Here is a 15,049-nt window from a genome sequence, read left to right as displayed (position 1 = left end):
CCCGCATCCTGCCCGAGCAGCTACACTGTCGCCATTGATGACGGTAATTGTTCGGGTTTAACAAGATGCTTTCACGACGTCTCATCAGATTTGGTTGCGCCGCACTGCTGGCCTGTCTCGGCATTCTCGCCGGACCGGTCACACTGCATGCCGAGACCGAAGCGGACCTGACCCCCTTCGAGGCCAGCTATACCGCAGCCATGGAGAAGGGTCTCTCTCTCAATGGCACCGCAAAACGCACACTCTCCTCCCAGGGCAACGATGTCTGGCTGTACCGCACGGATGTCGACTCCTTCATTGTCAGCATCGATGAATCGCTGGTATTCCGCTGGGAGGACGGGCACGTCATACCCATGCGATACCGATACCGCTTATCCGGTTTCCTGATCAGCGACCGCAAGAACTCTATCGACTTCGACTGGTCCGCAGGCGTCGCAACCGGGGAATACAAGGGAAAGCCCTTCGAACTGGCGCTGGAAGAAGGCCTCCTGGATCCGCTGGGCTACCAGCTTCAGCTGCACCAGGACATCAAGAATGGCAAGCGGGAAATGACCTATCGGGTGCTCGACGGTAATTCTATCGACACCGATCGCTTCGCGGTGATCAATGGCGAGAATATGAGCACCGGCAACAAACAGAGCGCCACCCTGAAGGCGGAGAAGGTTCGCGAGGATTCCAAGCGCCAGACGCTGATGTGGTTCTCGCCGGAGCAGAATTTCCTGCTAGTCCGCCTCAGGCAGGTTGAGCCGGACGGCAGCACCTACGAATTGAAACTCAAGGAAGCAGAGTTCGAGCGCTAGACCTCACGCCCGGCCTCGCGCCACACGGCCTTGACCTCATCGGCAATGATCCGGAGGCCCTCGGCAACCCGATCGTCGTCCTGGGAGTAGGTCACGCGCAGACACTCATGCCGGTGCCTCCAGCCATCTTCCGGTAATCCGGGAAAGAAATAGTGTCCGGAAACGACCAGAACCCCTCGGCTCTTCAACCGCTGATACAGCTCAAGGCTGCAGATCGGCAGATCCGGGAACCAGAGCCACAGGAACATGGCGCCCTCGGGCTTGTGCACATACCAGCGGCAGCTGTCCTCTCCCATGGCCTCCCGGAACGCGGATACCGCCCGTTCCATCTTCGCCTTGTAGAACGGGCAAACCACATCCCTGCTCAGGGACAATATTTCGCCGGAACGAACCAGAGGCTCGGCCAGCATGGCGCCAAAACTGCCCGTGGCCAGGTTCATAATGGCATTAATGCCTGACAACGCCTTGATCACCGGCTCGGCGGCAATCACGATTCCGGTCCGCGCTGCCGGCAAACCAAGCTTCGAGAGGCTCAGGCAGAGGATGATCTGGTCGTTCCAGGTGGGTGTTGCATCAACGAACAGCAAGCTCGGAAATGGTGTGCCATACGCGCCATCGACGATCAGTGGTATGTCGTGTTGGCGGGCGAGCTCTTCAAGCCGGGCAAGCTCTTCGTCAGTAACGACGTTACCGGTCGGATTGGTGGGACGTGACACACAGATAGCGCCGGTCTCACCGGTAACCTCTACGGCATCAAAATCCACCCGGTATTTGAACTCGTGGGCGTCGGTGAACGAGATGTCCGGCTGCACCGCATGGAACAGGCCCGGTTCAATGCCAGCGTCAGCGTAGCCGATGTACTCGGGCGCAAGCGGCAAAAGAATATGCTTGCGGTTACCGTCGCCGTAGTCTCCGCCAAACATGTTGAACAACATGAAGAAGGCCGCCTGGCTGCCGTTGGTCAGGGCGATATTCTCAGGTTTCAGGCCCCAGCCATATTCGCGGTTGAGCAGCTCGGCGAGCGAGGCGATAAACTGCTTTTCCCCCTGAGGCGGATCGTAGATGCCGACCAGACGGCGAACATCGCCCTCGTTACGACTCATATCCGCGAGAATTTCCTGTACTCTCTGCTGGATCTCGGGAATATGCCCGGGATTTCCCCCGCCCATCATGATCATGTCGTCGCCGGATGCCATGGCGTTACCCAGGTCATCCATGAGGGACGTGATACCGGCATCGGCGGTGAACTTGCGACCAAAAGCAGAGAGTTTCATGGGATAAAATCCATCTGACCTATTCTGAATACAACGGGTAATACCGAAAGTGTAGCTTGCTCGCTCCCCAACGTTTATTCGGTGAGCGAAATGCCAAGGTTACTGACGCCCTCGTTGGCTGCATCCTCCCGGAGACGGGCCACGAACTGATCGGTTGGCGTGCGTTGGCGCTTCAGCTCCAGGATCAGGTCCCGCTGGAAGGTTTTGTCTTCTTTCATCAACGGGTGATGATCAAGCAGACGGACGAGCTCGTCTTCCTCGAGGTCTTCCCCTTCGGACAGCTCAATAAAGTTCATCACGGTTCCGGTCGCCATCTGTGACGCATCGGTAGCGCGGTGTTTGGAGGGGTTCAGGCGGTTCAGCAGCGCCTGCTCCAGTAGCTGACAGAAGTCGAAGGCCGGGTAAACACCGTAGGCGTCGTAGGCGTCCACGTCCGGCGACAGGGTTTCCAGTTTGGCGAGCAACTGCGGGATCGCCGATTCGGAGACGTCTTTTTGGAGCAAGTCCCAGCCAAGATCGAGAAGCTGGCGCATTTTGGCACCGGTCTTCAGGCCCATGGCATCGGCAAACAGGGCGTAGTTCGGGAATGAGCGCTCAGCCAGAGCGAGCAGGAAGGCGCATTCGCGCCATCCCTGCAGTTGTGAAACGGCTTTCAGGAACTGGTTGGCGTTCATGTCCTGGGCAGGGTCACGCCGGTCTGGCCAAGATATTTGCCACCCCGGTCTTTGTAGCTGGTTTCACAGATCTCGTCGGATTCAAAGAAGAGCATCTGGGCGACGCCTTCGTTGGCGTAGATCTTCGCCGGCAGGTTGGTGGTGTTAGAGAATTCCAGCGTAACCTGGCCTTCCCATTCTGGTTCCAGCGGGGTGACGTTGACGATGATGCCGCAACGCGCATAGGTGGACTTGCCCAGGCAGATGGTCAGGACGCTTCGTGGAATGCGGAAGTATTCAACGGTGCGGGCCAGTGCAAAGGAGTTCGGCGGGATGATGCAGACGTCGCCGGTGTAGTTGACGAAGCTGTTTTCGTCGAAGTTCTTCGGGTCCACGGTGGCGGAGTGGACGTTGGTGAAGATTTTGAATTCGTTGCTGCAGCGTACGTCGTAGCCGTAGCTGGAGGTGCCGTAGGAGATCACGCGGCCTTTTTCGGTTTCACGAACCTGTCCGCTTTCGAACGGTTCGATCATGCCGTGTTGTTCGGACATCCGGCGAATCCACTTGTCGGATTTGATGCTCATTGGCGAAGTCTCGTATCCACTGGGAAAATTGGGGCGTAGTTTACCTTTTCCCTTGGGGTCTGTCGAAGGCTGTCGAGTCTTTACTTCTGGGGGCTGCGGCTGGGTGCTCGGACCTCAGAATTGGCGGGCTGCGCTCATAGGAGCAGCCTTCCAAAAACCGCTACGAGCACATCCATGTGCGCTTGGCGAAGGCCATCCATGGCCTTCGACATTTTTGGAAGGCTGCCCCTAAGACCGCGAACTAACATCGGAGTGAAACGCCGCAAACCTTGAGACGTTGTCAGTGCTCCGTCACTGAAACGCTTGAGATCGAACCGGAAAGGTTCCGCTCCCGAGTGGACAGTTCAGCCCCTACCCTTCTCGCGATATCGCGGTAACGGCGGGCCACTTCGGAGTCCGGTTCGGCGATTACCGAGGGGGTGCCGCCGTCGGTCTGTTCGCGGATGGTCATGTGCAGGGGCAGCTGGCCGAGGAGTGTGGTGTCGTATTCCTGGGCAATGCGCTCACCGCCGCCGTGGCCGAAGAGGGGCTCTTCGTGGCCGCAGTTGCTGCAGATATGGACGCTCATGTTTTCGACCACGCCAAGCACCGGGATATCGACTTTGCGGAACATTTCGATGCCTTTCTTGCCGTCCAGCAAGGCAATGTCCTGGGGTGTGGTGACGATGACGGCGCCGGTTACCGGGACTTTCTGGGCCAGGGTGAGCTGGATGTCTCCGGTGCCGGGGGGCATGTCGACGATGAGGTAGTCGAGTTCGTTCCAGAGGGTCTGCTGGAGCAGTTGCATCACGGCGCCGCTGACCATGGGGCCGCGCCAGACCATGGGGGTTTTCTCGGTAACGACAAAAGCCATGGAGTTGGCCTGGAGGCCGTGGGCGTCCATGGGGACGAAGTATTTGTTTTCGCGGGTGTCCGGGCGTTTGCCTTCGGGCACGCCGAGCATCATGCCGATGCTGGGGCCGTAGATGTCGGCGTCCAGGATGCCGACCCGTGCGCCTTCGGCCTGGAGTGCGAGGGCCAGGTTGACGGCAGTGGTGGATTTACCGACGCCACCCTTGCCCGACGCGACAGCGATGATGTTTTTCACGCCGGGTACTGCGGGCAGGTCTTTCTGGACTTTGTAGGAGTGGATTTTCTGGCCCACGTGGACGTCCACATTTTCGACACCGGCGACGTCTTCCAGAGCATTACCGACAAGCTGCTTGAGGGCACCTGCAATGCCTTTCGAGGGGTATGGCAGCTCGACCATGAGGGTGACGTTTCCGCGCTCGTCGGCGTTCAGGGATTTTACGGCACCCAGTTGGTAGAGGTCCTTGTTGAGGTAAGGATCACGGTACTCGCGAACCGCTGATTGCAGGGCCTGCTCAGAAATCTGTGTCATCGGGTTCTCCGGAATAAGCTCATGCTCGATTTTAAGCACGGAAACAGGTGATTCGGGTGAAAATTATCTGCTCGGAAGGTATCATCTGTGCCCGTTTCTGACCATATGGGGTCTTTACCTGGGGCAATCAATCAAGACAGCCACCAGTTCCCCGTTTTGTCTTTCCAACCCGTGTCAACATAAGGTTCGGACATCACCATGACGCAAGCGAGCAAACAACAGCGCGATATTCTGGTTACCAGCGCCCTGCCGTACGCCAACGGCCCTATTCATCTGGGGCACCTGCTGGAATACATTCAGACCGACATCTGGGTGCGTTATCAGAAGATGCGTGGCCAGAATTGTTACTACGTTTGCGCCGATGATGCCCATGGCACTGCCATCATGCTTCGTGCCGAGCGGGAAGGCATTACCTCCGAGCAGTTGATCGACCGGATCCGCGAGGAGCATCAGGAGGACTTCGCCGGGTTCCACATCCGGTTCGACAACTATTACACCACCCATTCCGAAGAGAACCGTTATTTCTCGGAATATATTTACCGTCAGCTTCAGGAAAACGGGCACATTGCCACGCGCAAGATTACCCAGTCCTACGACCCTGAAAAGAACATGTTCCTGGCGGACCGGTTCATCAAGGGCACCTGCCCCAAGTGCAAGACCGAGGACCAGTACGGGGATAACTGCGAGGCCTGTGGCGCAACCTACACGCCGGCCGAGCTGATCAATCCGCGCTCGGCGGTTTCCGGCGCCACACCGATCGAGAAAGAGTCCGAGCACTATTTCTTCAAGCTGCCGGATTTCCAGGACTTCCTCGCCAAGTGGACCCGCAGCGGCACGCTGCAACCCCAGGTGGCCAACAAGCTGGCTGAATGGCTGGACGCAGGCCTTCAGGAGTGGGACATCAGCCGTGATGCACCCTACTTCGGTTTCGAAATTCCGGACGCGCCCGGCAAGTACTTCTACGTGTGGCTGGATGCGCCGATCGGCTACCTTGCCAGCTTCAAGAACCTTTGCAACCGGGAAGGCATCGATTTCGAGCACTTCTGGAAGGCCGATTCCACCGCCGAGGTCTACCACTTCATCGGCAAGGACATCATCAACTTCCACGCGCTGTTCTGGCCGTCCATGCTGCACGATGCGGGCTTCCGCACACCAACCGCAGTCTGGGCTCACGGCTTTGTCACCGTTAACGGGAAGAAAATGTCCAAGTCCCGCGGCACGTTCATCATGGCGCGCACTTACCTGGATCATCTGAACCCCGAATACCTGCGCTACTACTTCGCCGCCAAGCTGACCGGCAACGTGGATGACATGGACCTGAACCTGGAAGACTTTGCTGCCCGGGTGAACTCGGATCTGGTGGGCAAGGTGGTAAACATTGCCAGCCGCAGTGCCGGTTTCATTACCAAGCGCTTCGACGGCCAGCTTGGCCAGGTCACCGAGCACGCCAAACTGAAGGAATTCATCGAGGCCGGCAAGGAAATCGAGGAATACTACGAGTCCCGCGAATTCGGCCGCGCGATGAGACGGATCATGGAACTGGCAGACATTGCCAACCAGTACGTCAATGATGAGCAGCCTTGGGTGATCGCCAAGCAGGAAGGCCAGGACGAGAATCTCCAGGCCATCTGCACCAACGCCATCAACATGTTCCATCTTCTGATGACCTATCTGGCACCGGTGCTGCCGGAGACCGCCAAGGCCTCCGAGGCTTTCCTGAATGCACCGCTGGACTGGAACAATCGGAGCGAACGCCTGGAGAACCACGGCATCAACAAGTTCAAGCCGTTGATGAACCGTGTGGATATGGCCCAGATCGAGAAAATGCTGGATTCCTCCAAGGAGGAGTTGCCCGCAGCGACCGGAAAACCGGCACCCGCTGCCAATCTTGAACCCATCGCCGATGAAATAGAATTTGGCGATTTCGCGAAAGTGGATCTTCGGGTCGTTAAAATTGTCAAAGCAGAGCATGTGGAAGGTGCCGACAAGCTTCTTCGCCTCACCCTTGACATAGGGCATGGCGAGCGCTACGTGTTTGCTGGTATCAAGTCAGCCTACAAGCCGGAAGATCTCGAGGGACGCCTGACCGTCATGGTCGCCAACCTCAAGCCGCGGAAGATGAAGTTCGGAATGTCCGAGGGTATGGTTCTGGCGGCCGGCCCGGGAGGCAAGGACATCTTTATCCTGTCCCCGGATTCGGGCGCCACGCCCGGCATGCGGATTATGTAAGGGCGACCGGGCCGAGCGCTGACAGGTGCCAATGGAGCAAGGTAAATGACCGAATATCTGCTGATTCTGGTCAGCACCATTCTGGTGAACAATTTTGTACTGGTTCAGTTCCTGGGCCTGTGTCCCTTTATGGGCGTATCCGGAAAACTGGAAACGGCCATGGGGATGTCCCTGGCCACCACGTTCGTGCTGACCCTGGCTTCGGTGTGCAGTTACCTTGCCTATACCTACCTGCTCGAGCCGCTGGACCTCGCATTCCTCAGAACCATCACCTTTATCCTGGTGATTGCCGTGGTGGTTCAGTTCACCGAGATGGTGGTGCGTAAAACCAGCCCGCTGCTTTACCGGGTATTGGGCATCTTCCTTCCGTTGATCACCACGAATTGCGCGGTGCTGGGCGTCGCCCTGCTTAACATCAACAAGAACAACAACTTCGTTGAGTCCGTGTTGTATGGATTTGGTGCAGCAGCGGGCTTTTCGATGGTTCTGGTGCTGTTCGCTGCCATGCGTGAGCGCATCGCCGTGTCCGATGTGCCGGTGGCCTTTCGCGGTGCTGCCATCGGGCTGGTGACAGCCGGGTTGATGGCTCTGGCTTTCCTGGGCTTTGGCGGCCTAGTCAGCGTTTGATCGGCCGGCGGGATTAGGAGTAACAGGTTATGTGGACAAGCGTTCTTGTTGCCGTTGTGGTGCTTCTGGCCCTGGCCGTTGTTTTCGGCGGCCTGCTCGGATTTGCGGCCGAACGGTTCAGGGTGGAGGGCAACCCGCTGGTGGATCAGATTGACGCCCTTCTTCCCCAGACCCAGTGTGGCCAGTGCGGCTATCCCGGTTGCCGGCCCTACGCCGAATCCATTGCCGAGGGGGGACCGATCAACAAATGCCCGCCGGGCGGCGAGTCTACCATCAAGGCACTGGCAGACCTGCTGGATGTGGAACCGGAACCCCTGGATGCCGAACACGGCGTTGAACAGGTCAAACGGGTTGCGGTGATTCGTGAGGACGAATGCATTGGTTGCACCAAGTGCATCCAGGCCTGCCCTGTGGACGCCATTCTTGGCGCCGCCAAGCAGATGCACACGGTCATTGAGAGCGAATGCACCGGCTGCGATCTGTGTGTTGATCCCTGCCCGGTGGACTGCATCGACATGGTGACGGTGGAACCCGATATTCGTACCTGGACCTGGACACCGCCCAAATCCGGACTCATTGCCACCGATCGCCAGGGAGCCAGTGCCTGATGACTCAACTCTGGGACTTCTCCGGCGGTATCCATCCTCCGGAACACAAAGACATCTCGACCGCGCGTCCGATTCGCGATGCGGGCATGCCTGCCCAGTTGGTTCTGCCACTTCAGCAGCACATCGGTGATCCGGCGGAGGCCATTGTTGAGATCGGTGAGCGGGTCTTGAAGGGCCAGAAAATTGCCGACGTTAAAACCGGCATGGGCGTTCCCGTTCATGCACCGACATCCGGAGTGATCGAGAGCATCGCCGACTTCCCTGTCCCCCATCCCTCAGGTATGGCGGACCGGTGCATCACCCTGAAACCGGATGGCGAGGACCAATGGTGCCAGCGCAGTCCAGTGGCGGATTATCGTTCTCTGGAGCGCGACGAGGTTCTGCAAATTATCCGTGATGCCGGTATTTCCGGTATGGGTGGAGCCGGCTTTCCCACCAATATCAAACTCCGGCCACCAAGGGATCGCAAGGTCAGCACGCTCATTCTGAACGGCGCAGAATGCGAGCCCTATATCACCGCTGATGACATGACCATGCGGGAAAAGGCCGACGAGGTGGTTGCCGGGCTGAAAATCATGGCGTGGATTCTGCGCCCCGAGCGTTGCGTGATCGGTATTGAGGACAACAAACCCGAAGCCATTGCCGCGCTGCGAAAAGCCACCGAAGGCACCCAGACCGAAATTGCGGTTGTTCCTACCAAGTATCCCTCCGGTGGCGAGAAACAGCTGATCCAGATACTGACCGGCATGGAAGTGCCCAGCGGCGGAATTCCCGCCGATATCGGCGTGATGTGCCAGAACATCGGAACCGCCGTTGCCGTGGCAAATGCGGTCCTGGAGGGTACGCCGCTGATTTCCCGAATCGTTACCATCACGGGGGAAGCCGTTCGGGAACCGGGCAACTTCGAAACGCTTATTGGCACACCGATTGAGCATCTGCTCGGGCAGGCTGGTGTTAACCAGGATGCGGTCAGCCGCCTGGTGCTTGGCGGCCCCATGATGGGTTACACACTCACGACCGAAGCGGTACCGGTCATCAAGACCACCAACTGCGTGATTGCGGCAACGGCAGCTGAACTGCCGGCACCACCACCGGAACAACCCTGCATCCGGTGTGGCCAGTGCGCCGAAGCCTGCCCCATGGAGCTGTTGCCGCAGCAACTTTTCTGGCACGCCAAGGCCACCGAATTTGAAAAGGCGGAGCACCTGAACCTGTTTGACTGCATAGAATGTGGCGCCTGTTCCTATGTTTGCCCGAGTTCGATTCCGCTGGTTCAGTACTATCGGTTCGCCAAGGGTGAAATCCGTGCCCAACAGGCAGAACAGTTGAAAGCCGACCGGGCCCGGGAACGCTTCGAGGCACGCCAGGCACGCCTCGAGCGCGAGCAACAGGAGAAAGAACTGAGGCGCAAGGAGCGGGCGCAGGCCGCAGCCGAAGCAGCCGCGAAGAAACAGGCAGAGGCGGAGAAAGCGGCCGCCGAAGGTCAGGCTGTTGACGAACGTGCCGCCAAGTCGGCGCTTGTGGAGCAGGCCCTGGCCCGTAAGAAAGCAAAGGCACAAGCGTCCCAGTCGCCTGCCCCCAGTGCACCGCCGACCGAAGAAAAGCCCGACATCGAGGCCCTTGAGAAGCAGCTGGAGCAGGCCAGGTCCAAGCTGGAAACCATGCAAGGCATGCTTGATGACGCCAAAGCCCAGCAGGCAGACAACGTCGAGAAGCTGGAGAGGGCCGTGGCCAAGAATCACGATCGGGTGCAAAGAGCGGAAGAGGCGCTGTCTGAGGCCAGAGAAAAGCTGGCCGCCGGTCCGACTGAATCCCAGACAACCCACTAAACGAGATCAGGCAACACATCCATGGCATTTGTTCAGCAGTCATCGCCACACGCCCACAAGGCCCGGCCAACATCCCGCGTGATGTTGTGGGTTCTTATTGCGGCATTGCCTGGCCTGTTGGCCCAGACGCTATTCTTCGGCTGGGGCAACCTGATCAACGTGGTCTTCTGTATTGCCCTGGCGATCGCCTCTGAAGCTGCCCTGCTCAAGCTCAGAAAAAAGCCGGTCGCCTTCTTCATCAAAGACAATACGGCCGCCGTCACCGGCCTTCTGTTAGGTCTGTCGCTGCCACAGTTTGCGCCCTGGTGGGTATCTGCGGTCGCAGTGATCTCGGCTATCGTTGTGGCCAAACAACTCTATGGCGGGCTGGGCTCAAATCCTTTCAACCCTGCCATGGTTGGTTACGCCCTGGTTCTGGTGTCTTTTCCAGTGGCGATGACGACGAACTGGGCAGAGCCCGCCATGCTCTGGGACGGTGCTCCGGGCTTTGGCGAGACCCTGGCAACCATAGCCTCCGGCCACCAAACAGCGGTCGATGGCTGGACAATGGCAACGCCTCTTGACGAGTACAAACACAAGATAACAACCCACACAGCAACCGAGGTGCTGAACCACCCGACGTTTGGTGAGGGTATCGCCAGAGGCTGGGAATGGGTCAATGCGGCATTTCTGGCAGGAGGCCTTCTGCTCATCGCCCTGCGGATCATTACCTGGCACATTCCGGCAGGATTTCTTGGTGGGATGATCGTAATGAGCCTGGCCTTTGGCAACAATGCCGACCTCTATGCACCACTATCCCTGCATCTGCTTGCAGGCGGGACCATGCTCGGTGCCTTTTTTATCGCTACCGACCCGGTGTCAGCAGCTACGAGCCACCAGGGGAAACTCATCTATGGAGCGGGAATTGGCATTCTGATCTACCTGATCCGCACCTGGGGCAATTATCCCGACGCCGTGGCGTTCAGCGTTCTGCTGATGAATTTTGCCGTTCCTTTCATTGATCATTACACACCTCCACGCACTTATGGCCACCACAAGGCCCGTCGGGGTGTACCGGGGAGCCAGGGGTAATCATGGCTGCAGTTGCACAGTCCATCCGCCGCAGCGCCATCGGGCTCGGCCTGTTCGCCGTGATCACCGGCGGCACCATTGCCGTAACCCAGGTGGCCACGGAAGAGCGAATTCGTGAACAGGCCGCCCGCGCAGAGGCCCAGGCCCTGTATGAAATCATTCCCGAAAGCCGGCACAACAACGACCTGCTCAGGGATACGGTACAGTTGCCTGCCAGTGAGCGCCTGGCACAGCCCGGCCCTCTGAACGTCTGGGTAGCTCGACAGAACGAGCAGCCCATTGGCATGATAATGCCCGTAGTGGCACCCGACGGGTATTCCGGCAAGATTCATCTCCTCGTGGGAGTGGACATGACGGGGACCATTCTCGGAGTGAGGGTAACCAGTCACAAGGAAACGCCGGGGCTGGGAGACCAGATCGAAACCCGCAAATCCGACTGGATCAAGAGTTTCGATGGCCGCTCGCTGGGCAAACCGCCGCATCGGGAATGGAACGTTAAAAAGAATGGTGGAGAATTCGATCAGTTCACAGGCGCAACGATCACGCCAAGGGCTGTAGTGAAAGCGGTTCAGAAAGCACTGATCTATTTTCGGGAAAACCGTCAGATTATCCGGGAGCGGCTCAACGAAGAGCCGTCACCGAGAGACAAGATCCTGAACCCTGAAGCGATTGCCGGCGAATCGTCCAATACGGAGCATTCCTGATCATGGCAACCAAATCATCGAGCGAAATCATCCGCGACGGGCTCTGGGACAACAACCCGGCCCTCGTCCAGGTGCTTGGGCTCTGCCCGCTTCTGGCCGTGACCAGTACCGTTGTTAATGCCATCGGGCTTGGGCTGGCTACACTCATGGTGCTCATGGGGTCCAATCTTGCGGTGTCACTGATTCGCAATTTCGTAAGCGAGTCTGTGCGCCTGCCCGCATTCGTTATGATCATCGCTTCATTCGTAACCTGCGCCGAACTTCTCATGCAGGCCTTTACCTATGAGCTTTATCTGATTCTTGGCATCTTCATTCCACTGATCGTCACCAACTGCGCCATCCTCGGCCGGGCTGACGCTTTTGCTTCCAGAAATCCACCACTTCCGGCACTGCTGGATGGCGCCATGATGGGCCTTGGCTTTCTGGCGGTGCTGGTTGTCCTGGGCGGCCTTCGGGAACTCATCGGACAGGGCACCCTGTTTGTGGACATGCACCTGCTGCTGGGCCCCGTTGCTGCCGACTGGGTGATCCGCCCCTTCGACAACTACCCGGATATGCTGTTCATGATTCTTCCGCCCGGCGCCTTTATCGGGCTAGGACTGCTGATCGCGCTCAAAAATGGTATCGACAACCATCTGGAAGAGCGCCGCAAGGCACATGAACCAGCGCCTGTAGCAGCAGGCAGCAAGCGGGTCCGGGTTACCGGGAACGTATCCTGAGTCCGCACTTGCACAAGACTGAGAGCTGATGAACAAACAGAAACGCATTGAGATCTTCACCCGCCTCAGGGAGGCCAACCCCAACCCGACCACCGAGCTGAACTATTCCAGCCCGTTCGAGTTGCTGATTGCCGTTATTCTTTCGGCCCAGGCCACGGATGTGGGTGTCAACAAGGCTACCGACAAGCTGTTCCCGGTCGCCAACACCCCAGAGGCCATCCTGGCCCTGGGAGTCGATGGCCTGAAGGAGTACATCAAGACCATTGGCCTGTTTAACAGCAAGGCCGAGAACGTGATCAAGACCTGTCGAATCCTGATTGAGAAACACGGCGGCCAAGTGCCGGAGCGGCGGGAGGATCTGGAGGCGTTGCCCGGGGTCGGTCGCAAAACCGCAAACGTGGTCTTGAACACCGCCTTCGGCCACATGGCCATGGCGGTGGACACTCACATCTATCGCGTGTCGAACCGCACCGGCATTGCGCCCGGCAAGAACGTTCTGGAGGTGGAGAACCGGTTGATGCGCCTGGTGCCAAAAGAGTTTCTGCTGGACGCGCACCACTGGCTCATTCTGCACGGGCGCTATACCTGTACCGCCCGCAAACCGAAATGCGGCGCCTGTATCATTGAGGACCTGTGCGAGTTCAAGCAGAAACGGGATTATCTCTGAATCCGCGGCGTAAAAAAGCCGGCATCTTGCCGGCTTTTTGTTTCAGATGCCAAGCCGCGGTTAGCGCTGACCCAGCATTTTCTCCTTCAGATCCTTCTGAGCCGGCTTATCGGACAGCCAGATTCCGAACAGGGCCTTTTTAAAGGCCAGATCGCCAACCGTGTCCTTGTGCTCGCCGTTCTTGAGAACCCGCACGCCTTCGCCCGGCAGATACACCAGATCGAAAACGTCACCCTCGGTGATTTCTTCCTGGAAGACCGCCATAAACTGGTCCACATCCTCCTGGATAGAAGCCATATCGCCGTCGGTGGAGGCCTCGAAACCTTCCAGGGTGGCCTCTGTCATGCGTTCGCTGGTAATCATGCCGGAGATGATGTGCAGAGTGATGGCCTGGGGCTCATCTGCGTTAATCACGGCCTCACCATCGTCGATGGTCTCGGGAACGTACAGACCGCCGACATACAGGTCCATGAACCATTTGGAACGGGTACCTGCGCCATTAAGCGTCAGTTCGGTATCCATGGCGGAATAGGTATCCGGAACATCAACACCTTCCACGGTGAGTGCTGCGGCTGGAGCAGACAGCAGGGCCGTCAGCGTCAGAGACGCAAAACCGGTTGTAAGAGCCTTCTTCATAGTCCTTTCCTTTTCGATCGTTATTATTGACGTGTTTCATTCGTGCACCGGGTTTCGACACCCTTATCCCCGCCCGGTCACGGCATTCTATCAACGGCGCTGGCGGGCGGGACGCGCCCTGGTTCTCATTTGGGGCGATCCTGAAACACAAAAAGCCGGCCAGGGATTCCCTGGCCGGCTTTGGATCGAAAGAAAAGAAAGACGTTACTTGAACAGCAGGTTTCCTGACAGGCCTTCCTTCTCCAGGATCTCACGAAGACGACGAAGCGCCTCGACCTGGATCTGTCTTACTCGCTCGCGGGTCAGACCTATCTCCTGGCCGACTTCCTCCAGCGTGCTCACCGGGTAGCCCCGCAGACCAAAACGGCGTGACAGAACTTCCTGCTGCTTGTCGCTAAGCTGGTCAATCCACTTCTCCAGGCAGGAACACATATTGTTGTCCTGCAGGAGATCCGCCGGATCCGAAGCCCCTTCATCCGCTACGGTATCCAGAAGCGATTTTTCGCCACCGGCACCAATGGGAGTGTCCATGGAAGCGACGCGCTCATTGAGACCCAACATCCGCTTAACGTCGGCCACGGGCTTATCGACCATTCTGGCGATTTCCTCCGCCGAGGGCTCATGATCCAGTTTCTGGGTCAGTTCCCGCGCTGCACGGAGATACAGATTGAGTTCCTTGACCACATGAATCGGCAGACGGATGGTGCGGGTCTGGTTCATGATGGCCCGCTCAATGGTCTGGCGAATCCACCAGGTGGCGTAGGTGGAGAATCGGAAACCCCGCTCCGGATCAAACTTTTCCACCGCCCTGATCAGGCCAAGGTTGCCCTCTTCGATCAGGTCCAGCAGGGTCAGCCCGCGGTTCACGTAACGTCGTGCGATCTTCACCACAAGGCGAAGGTTGCTCTCGATCATCCGTTTGCGGCCGGACTCCTCTCCCTTGCGTGCCAGACGGGCAAAATAGACCTCTTCTTCCGGCGTAAGCAGGGGGGAAAAACCAATTTCGTTGAGATACAGCTGAGTGGCATCCAGCTGCTTTTGACTGGTGAAATAACGTCCCTGGGTGGGGATGTCCTCTTCTACTTCGGCCACTTCTTCGGTGGGCTCTTTTTCAACTTTCTCTTCTGCTAACAATTGATCCTCGGCATCGTCCATGTCCGATACACGATCAATGATGATGTCTTCTTGCTCTGCTGACATTTGTCTTGCCCCGCCTCTCAATAATCCTGGATGTTCGCCCGATACTTCTTGTTATTGCGGACGTCTT

At 57.9% G+C, this 15,049-nt stretch carries 15 protein-coding genes; 9 read left to right on the top strand and 6 right to left on the bottom strand.

Going from position 1 to position 15,049, the window contains the following annotated elements; all coding sequences use genetic code 11:
• The first annotated feature begins 65 nt into the window (after positions 1–65).
• Positions 66–800, top strand: a complete 735-nt coding sequence (locus ACGK9W_RS03900; RefSeq protein ID WP_008172842.1) for a DUF3108 domain-containing protein — start codon at positions 66–68, stop codon at positions 798–800.
• On the opposite strand, the gene ACGK9W_RS03895 is transcribed toward ACGK9W_RS03900, so the two are convergent.
• The 4 genes from ACGK9W_RS03895 to apbC form a co-directional block, all read right to left on the bottom strand.
• Positions 797–2,074: a valine--pyruvate transaminase gene (locus ACGK9W_RS03895; RefSeq protein ID WP_053114916.1), complete on the bottom strand. Its 1,278-nt coding sequence runs from the start codon at positions 2,072–2,074 to the stop codon at positions 797–799. The genes ACGK9W_RS03900 and ACGK9W_RS03895 overlap by 4 nt on opposite strands.
• A gap of 74 nt (positions 2,075–2,148) precedes the next feature.
• The gene (locus tag ACGK9W_RS03890) at positions 2,149–2,748 is read right to left on the bottom strand and encodes a YjaG family protein (protein ID WP_008172846.1); all 600 of its coding nucleotides are present in this window, start codon (positions 2,746–2,748) and stop codon (positions 2,149–2,151) included.
• Positions 2,745–3,311, bottom strand: a complete 567-nt coding sequence (gene dcd / locus ACGK9W_RS03885; RefSeq protein ID WP_008172848.1) for a dCTP deaminase — start codon at positions 3,309–3,311, stop codon at positions 2,745–2,747. The genes ACGK9W_RS03890 and dcd overlap by 4 nt, the downstream gene beginning before the upstream one ends.
• Before the next feature lie 280 nt (positions 3,312–3,591).
• Positions 3,592–4,692, bottom strand: coding sequence for an iron-sulfur cluster carrier protein ApbC (gene apbC, locus ACGK9W_RS03880; RefSeq protein WP_053114915.1), 1,101 nt, complete (start codon positions 4,690–4,692; stop codon positions 3,592–3,594).
• A gap of 198 nt (positions 4,693–4,890) precedes the next feature.
• On the opposite strand from apbC, the gene metG reads away from it, so the two are divergent.
• From metG to nth, 8 genes are read left to right on the top strand one after another with little or no spacing between them, the layout of a single operon-like run.
• On the top strand, positions 4,891–6,921 hold the full coding sequence (gene metG / locus ACGK9W_RS03875; protein ID WP_405419114.1) for a methionine--tRNA ligase: 2,031 nt from the start codon (positions 4,891–4,893) through the stop codon (positions 6,919–6,921).
• 45 nt (positions 6,922–6,966) lie between these two features.
• The gene (rsxA, locus tag ACGK9W_RS03870) at positions 6,967–7,548 is read left to right on the top strand and encodes an electron transport complex subunit RsxA (protein ID WP_014576726.1); all 582 of its coding nucleotides are present in this window, start codon (positions 6,967–6,969) and stop codon (positions 7,546–7,548) included.
• A gap of 29 nt (positions 7,549–7,577) precedes the next feature.
• Positions 7,578–8,156: an electron transport complex subunit RsxB gene (rsxB, locus tag ACGK9W_RS03865; RefSeq protein ID WP_405419112.1), complete on the top strand. Its 579-nt coding sequence runs from the start codon at positions 7,578–7,580 to the stop codon at positions 8,154–8,156.
• Complete coding sequence (gene rsxC / locus ACGK9W_RS03860) at positions 8,156–9,985, top strand: electron transport complex subunit RsxC (protein ID WP_405419110.1); 1,830 nt, start codon at positions 8,156–8,158, stop codon at positions 9,983–9,985. The genes rsxB and rsxC overlap by 1 nt, the downstream gene beginning before the upstream one ends.
• Positions 9,986–10,006: 21 nt before the next feature.
• Entirely contained in the window at positions 10,007–11,056 is a 1,050-nt protein-coding gene (rsxD, locus tag ACGK9W_RS03855) for an electron transport complex subunit RsxD (protein ID WP_053114912.1), read from the top strand.
• 2 nt (positions 11,057–11,058) lie between these two features.
• Positions 11,059–11,760: an electron transport complex subunit RsxG gene (gene rsxG, locus ACGK9W_RS03850; protein WP_014576722.1), complete on the top strand. Its 702-nt coding sequence runs from the start codon at positions 11,059–11,061 to the stop codon at positions 11,758–11,760.
• A gap of 2 nt (positions 11,761–11,762) precedes the next feature.
• Entirely contained in the window at positions 11,763–12,479 is a 717-nt protein-coding gene (locus ACGK9W_RS03845; protein WP_008172865.1) for an electron transport complex subunit E, read from the top strand.
• A gap of 28 nt (positions 12,480–12,507) precedes the next feature.
• A complete protein-coding gene (nth, locus tag ACGK9W_RS03840) occupies positions 12,508–13,146 on the top strand; it encodes an endonuclease III (RefSeq protein ID WP_008172868.1) in 639 nt (212 codons plus the stop codon).
• Positions 13,147–13,206: 60 nt separating this feature from the next.
• Here nth and ACGK9W_RS03835 read toward each other — a convergent pair whose 3' ends face one another.
• Positions 13,207–13,782 (bottom strand): chalcone isomerase family protein, encoded by a 576-nt coding sequence (locus ACGK9W_RS03835; protein ID WP_338355055.1) that lies wholly within the window; start codon positions 13,780–13,782, stop codon positions 13,207–13,209.
• A gap of 204 nt (positions 13,783–13,986) precedes the next feature.
• Complete coding sequence (gene rpoS, locus ACGK9W_RS03830; RefSeq protein ID WP_008172872.1) at positions 13,987–14,982, bottom strand: RNA polymerase sigma factor RpoS; 996 nt, start codon at positions 14,980–14,982, stop codon at positions 13,987–13,989.
• Positions 14,983–15,049: the final 67 nt, after the last annotated feature.

This window comes from Marinobacter flavimaris, assembly GCF_045057155.1.
Lineage (GTDB): Bacteria > Pseudomonadota > Gammaproteobacteria > Pseudomonadales > Oleiphilaceae > Marinobacter > Marinobacter manganoxydans.
This window is presented reverse-complemented; position numbering and strand designations above follow the sequence as displayed.

Coding starts and splice junctions, on each gene's coding strand:
- dcd (WP_008172848.1), bottom strand. CDS start 3,311: ATGAGCATCAAATCCGACAAGTGGATTCGCCGGATGTCCGAACAACAC.
- rsxD (WP_053114912.1), top strand. CDS start 10,007: ATGGCATTTGTTCAGCAGTCATCGCCACACGCCCACAAGGCCCGGCCA.
- ACGK9W_RS03900 (WP_008172842.1), top strand. CDS start 66: ATGCTTTCACGACGTCTCATCAGATTTGGTTGCGCCGCACTGCTGGCC.
- rsxG (WP_014576722.1), top strand. CDS start 11,059: ATGGCTGCAGTTGCACAGTCCATCCGCCGCAGCGCCATCGGGCTCGGC.
- ACGK9W_RS03895 (WP_053114916.1), bottom strand. CDS start 2,074: ATGAAACTCTCTGCTTTTGGTCGCAAGTTCACCGCCGATGCCGGTATC.
- ACGK9W_RS03845 (WP_008172865.1), top strand. CDS start 11,763: ATGGCAACCAAATCATCGAGCGAAATCATCCGCGACGGGCTCTGGGAC.
- metG (WP_405419114.1), top strand. CDS start 4,891: ATGACGCAAGCGAGCAAACAACAGCGCGATATTCTGGTTACCAGCGCC.
- apbC (WP_053114915.1), bottom strand. CDS start 4,692: ATGACACAGATTTCTGAGCAGGCCCTGCAATCAGCGGTTCGCGAGTAC.
- rsxA (WP_014576726.1), top strand. CDS start 6,967: ATGACCGAATATCTGCTGATTCTGGTCAGCACCATTCTGGTGAACAAT.
- rsxC (WP_405419110.1), top strand. CDS start 8,156: ATGACTCAACTCTGGGACTTCTCCGGCGGTATCCATCCTCCGGAACAC.
- ACGK9W_RS03890 (WP_008172846.1), bottom strand. CDS start 2,748: ATGAACGCCAACCAGTTCCTGAAAGCCGTTTCACAACTGCAGGGATGG.
- ACGK9W_RS03835 (WP_338355055.1), bottom strand. CDS start 13,782: ATGAAGAAGGCTCTTACAACCGGTTTTGCGTCTCTGACGCTGACGGCC.
- nth (WP_008172868.1), top strand. CDS start 12,508: ATGAACAAACAGAAACGCATTGAGATCTTCACCCGCCTCAGGGAGGCC.
- rpoS (WP_008172872.1), bottom strand. CDS start 14,982: ATGTCAGCAGAGCAAGAAGACATCATCATTGATCGTGTATCGGACATG.
- rsxB (WP_405419112.1), top strand. CDS start 7,578: ATGTGGACAAGCGTTCTTGTTGCCGTTGTGGTGCTTCTGGCCCTGGCC.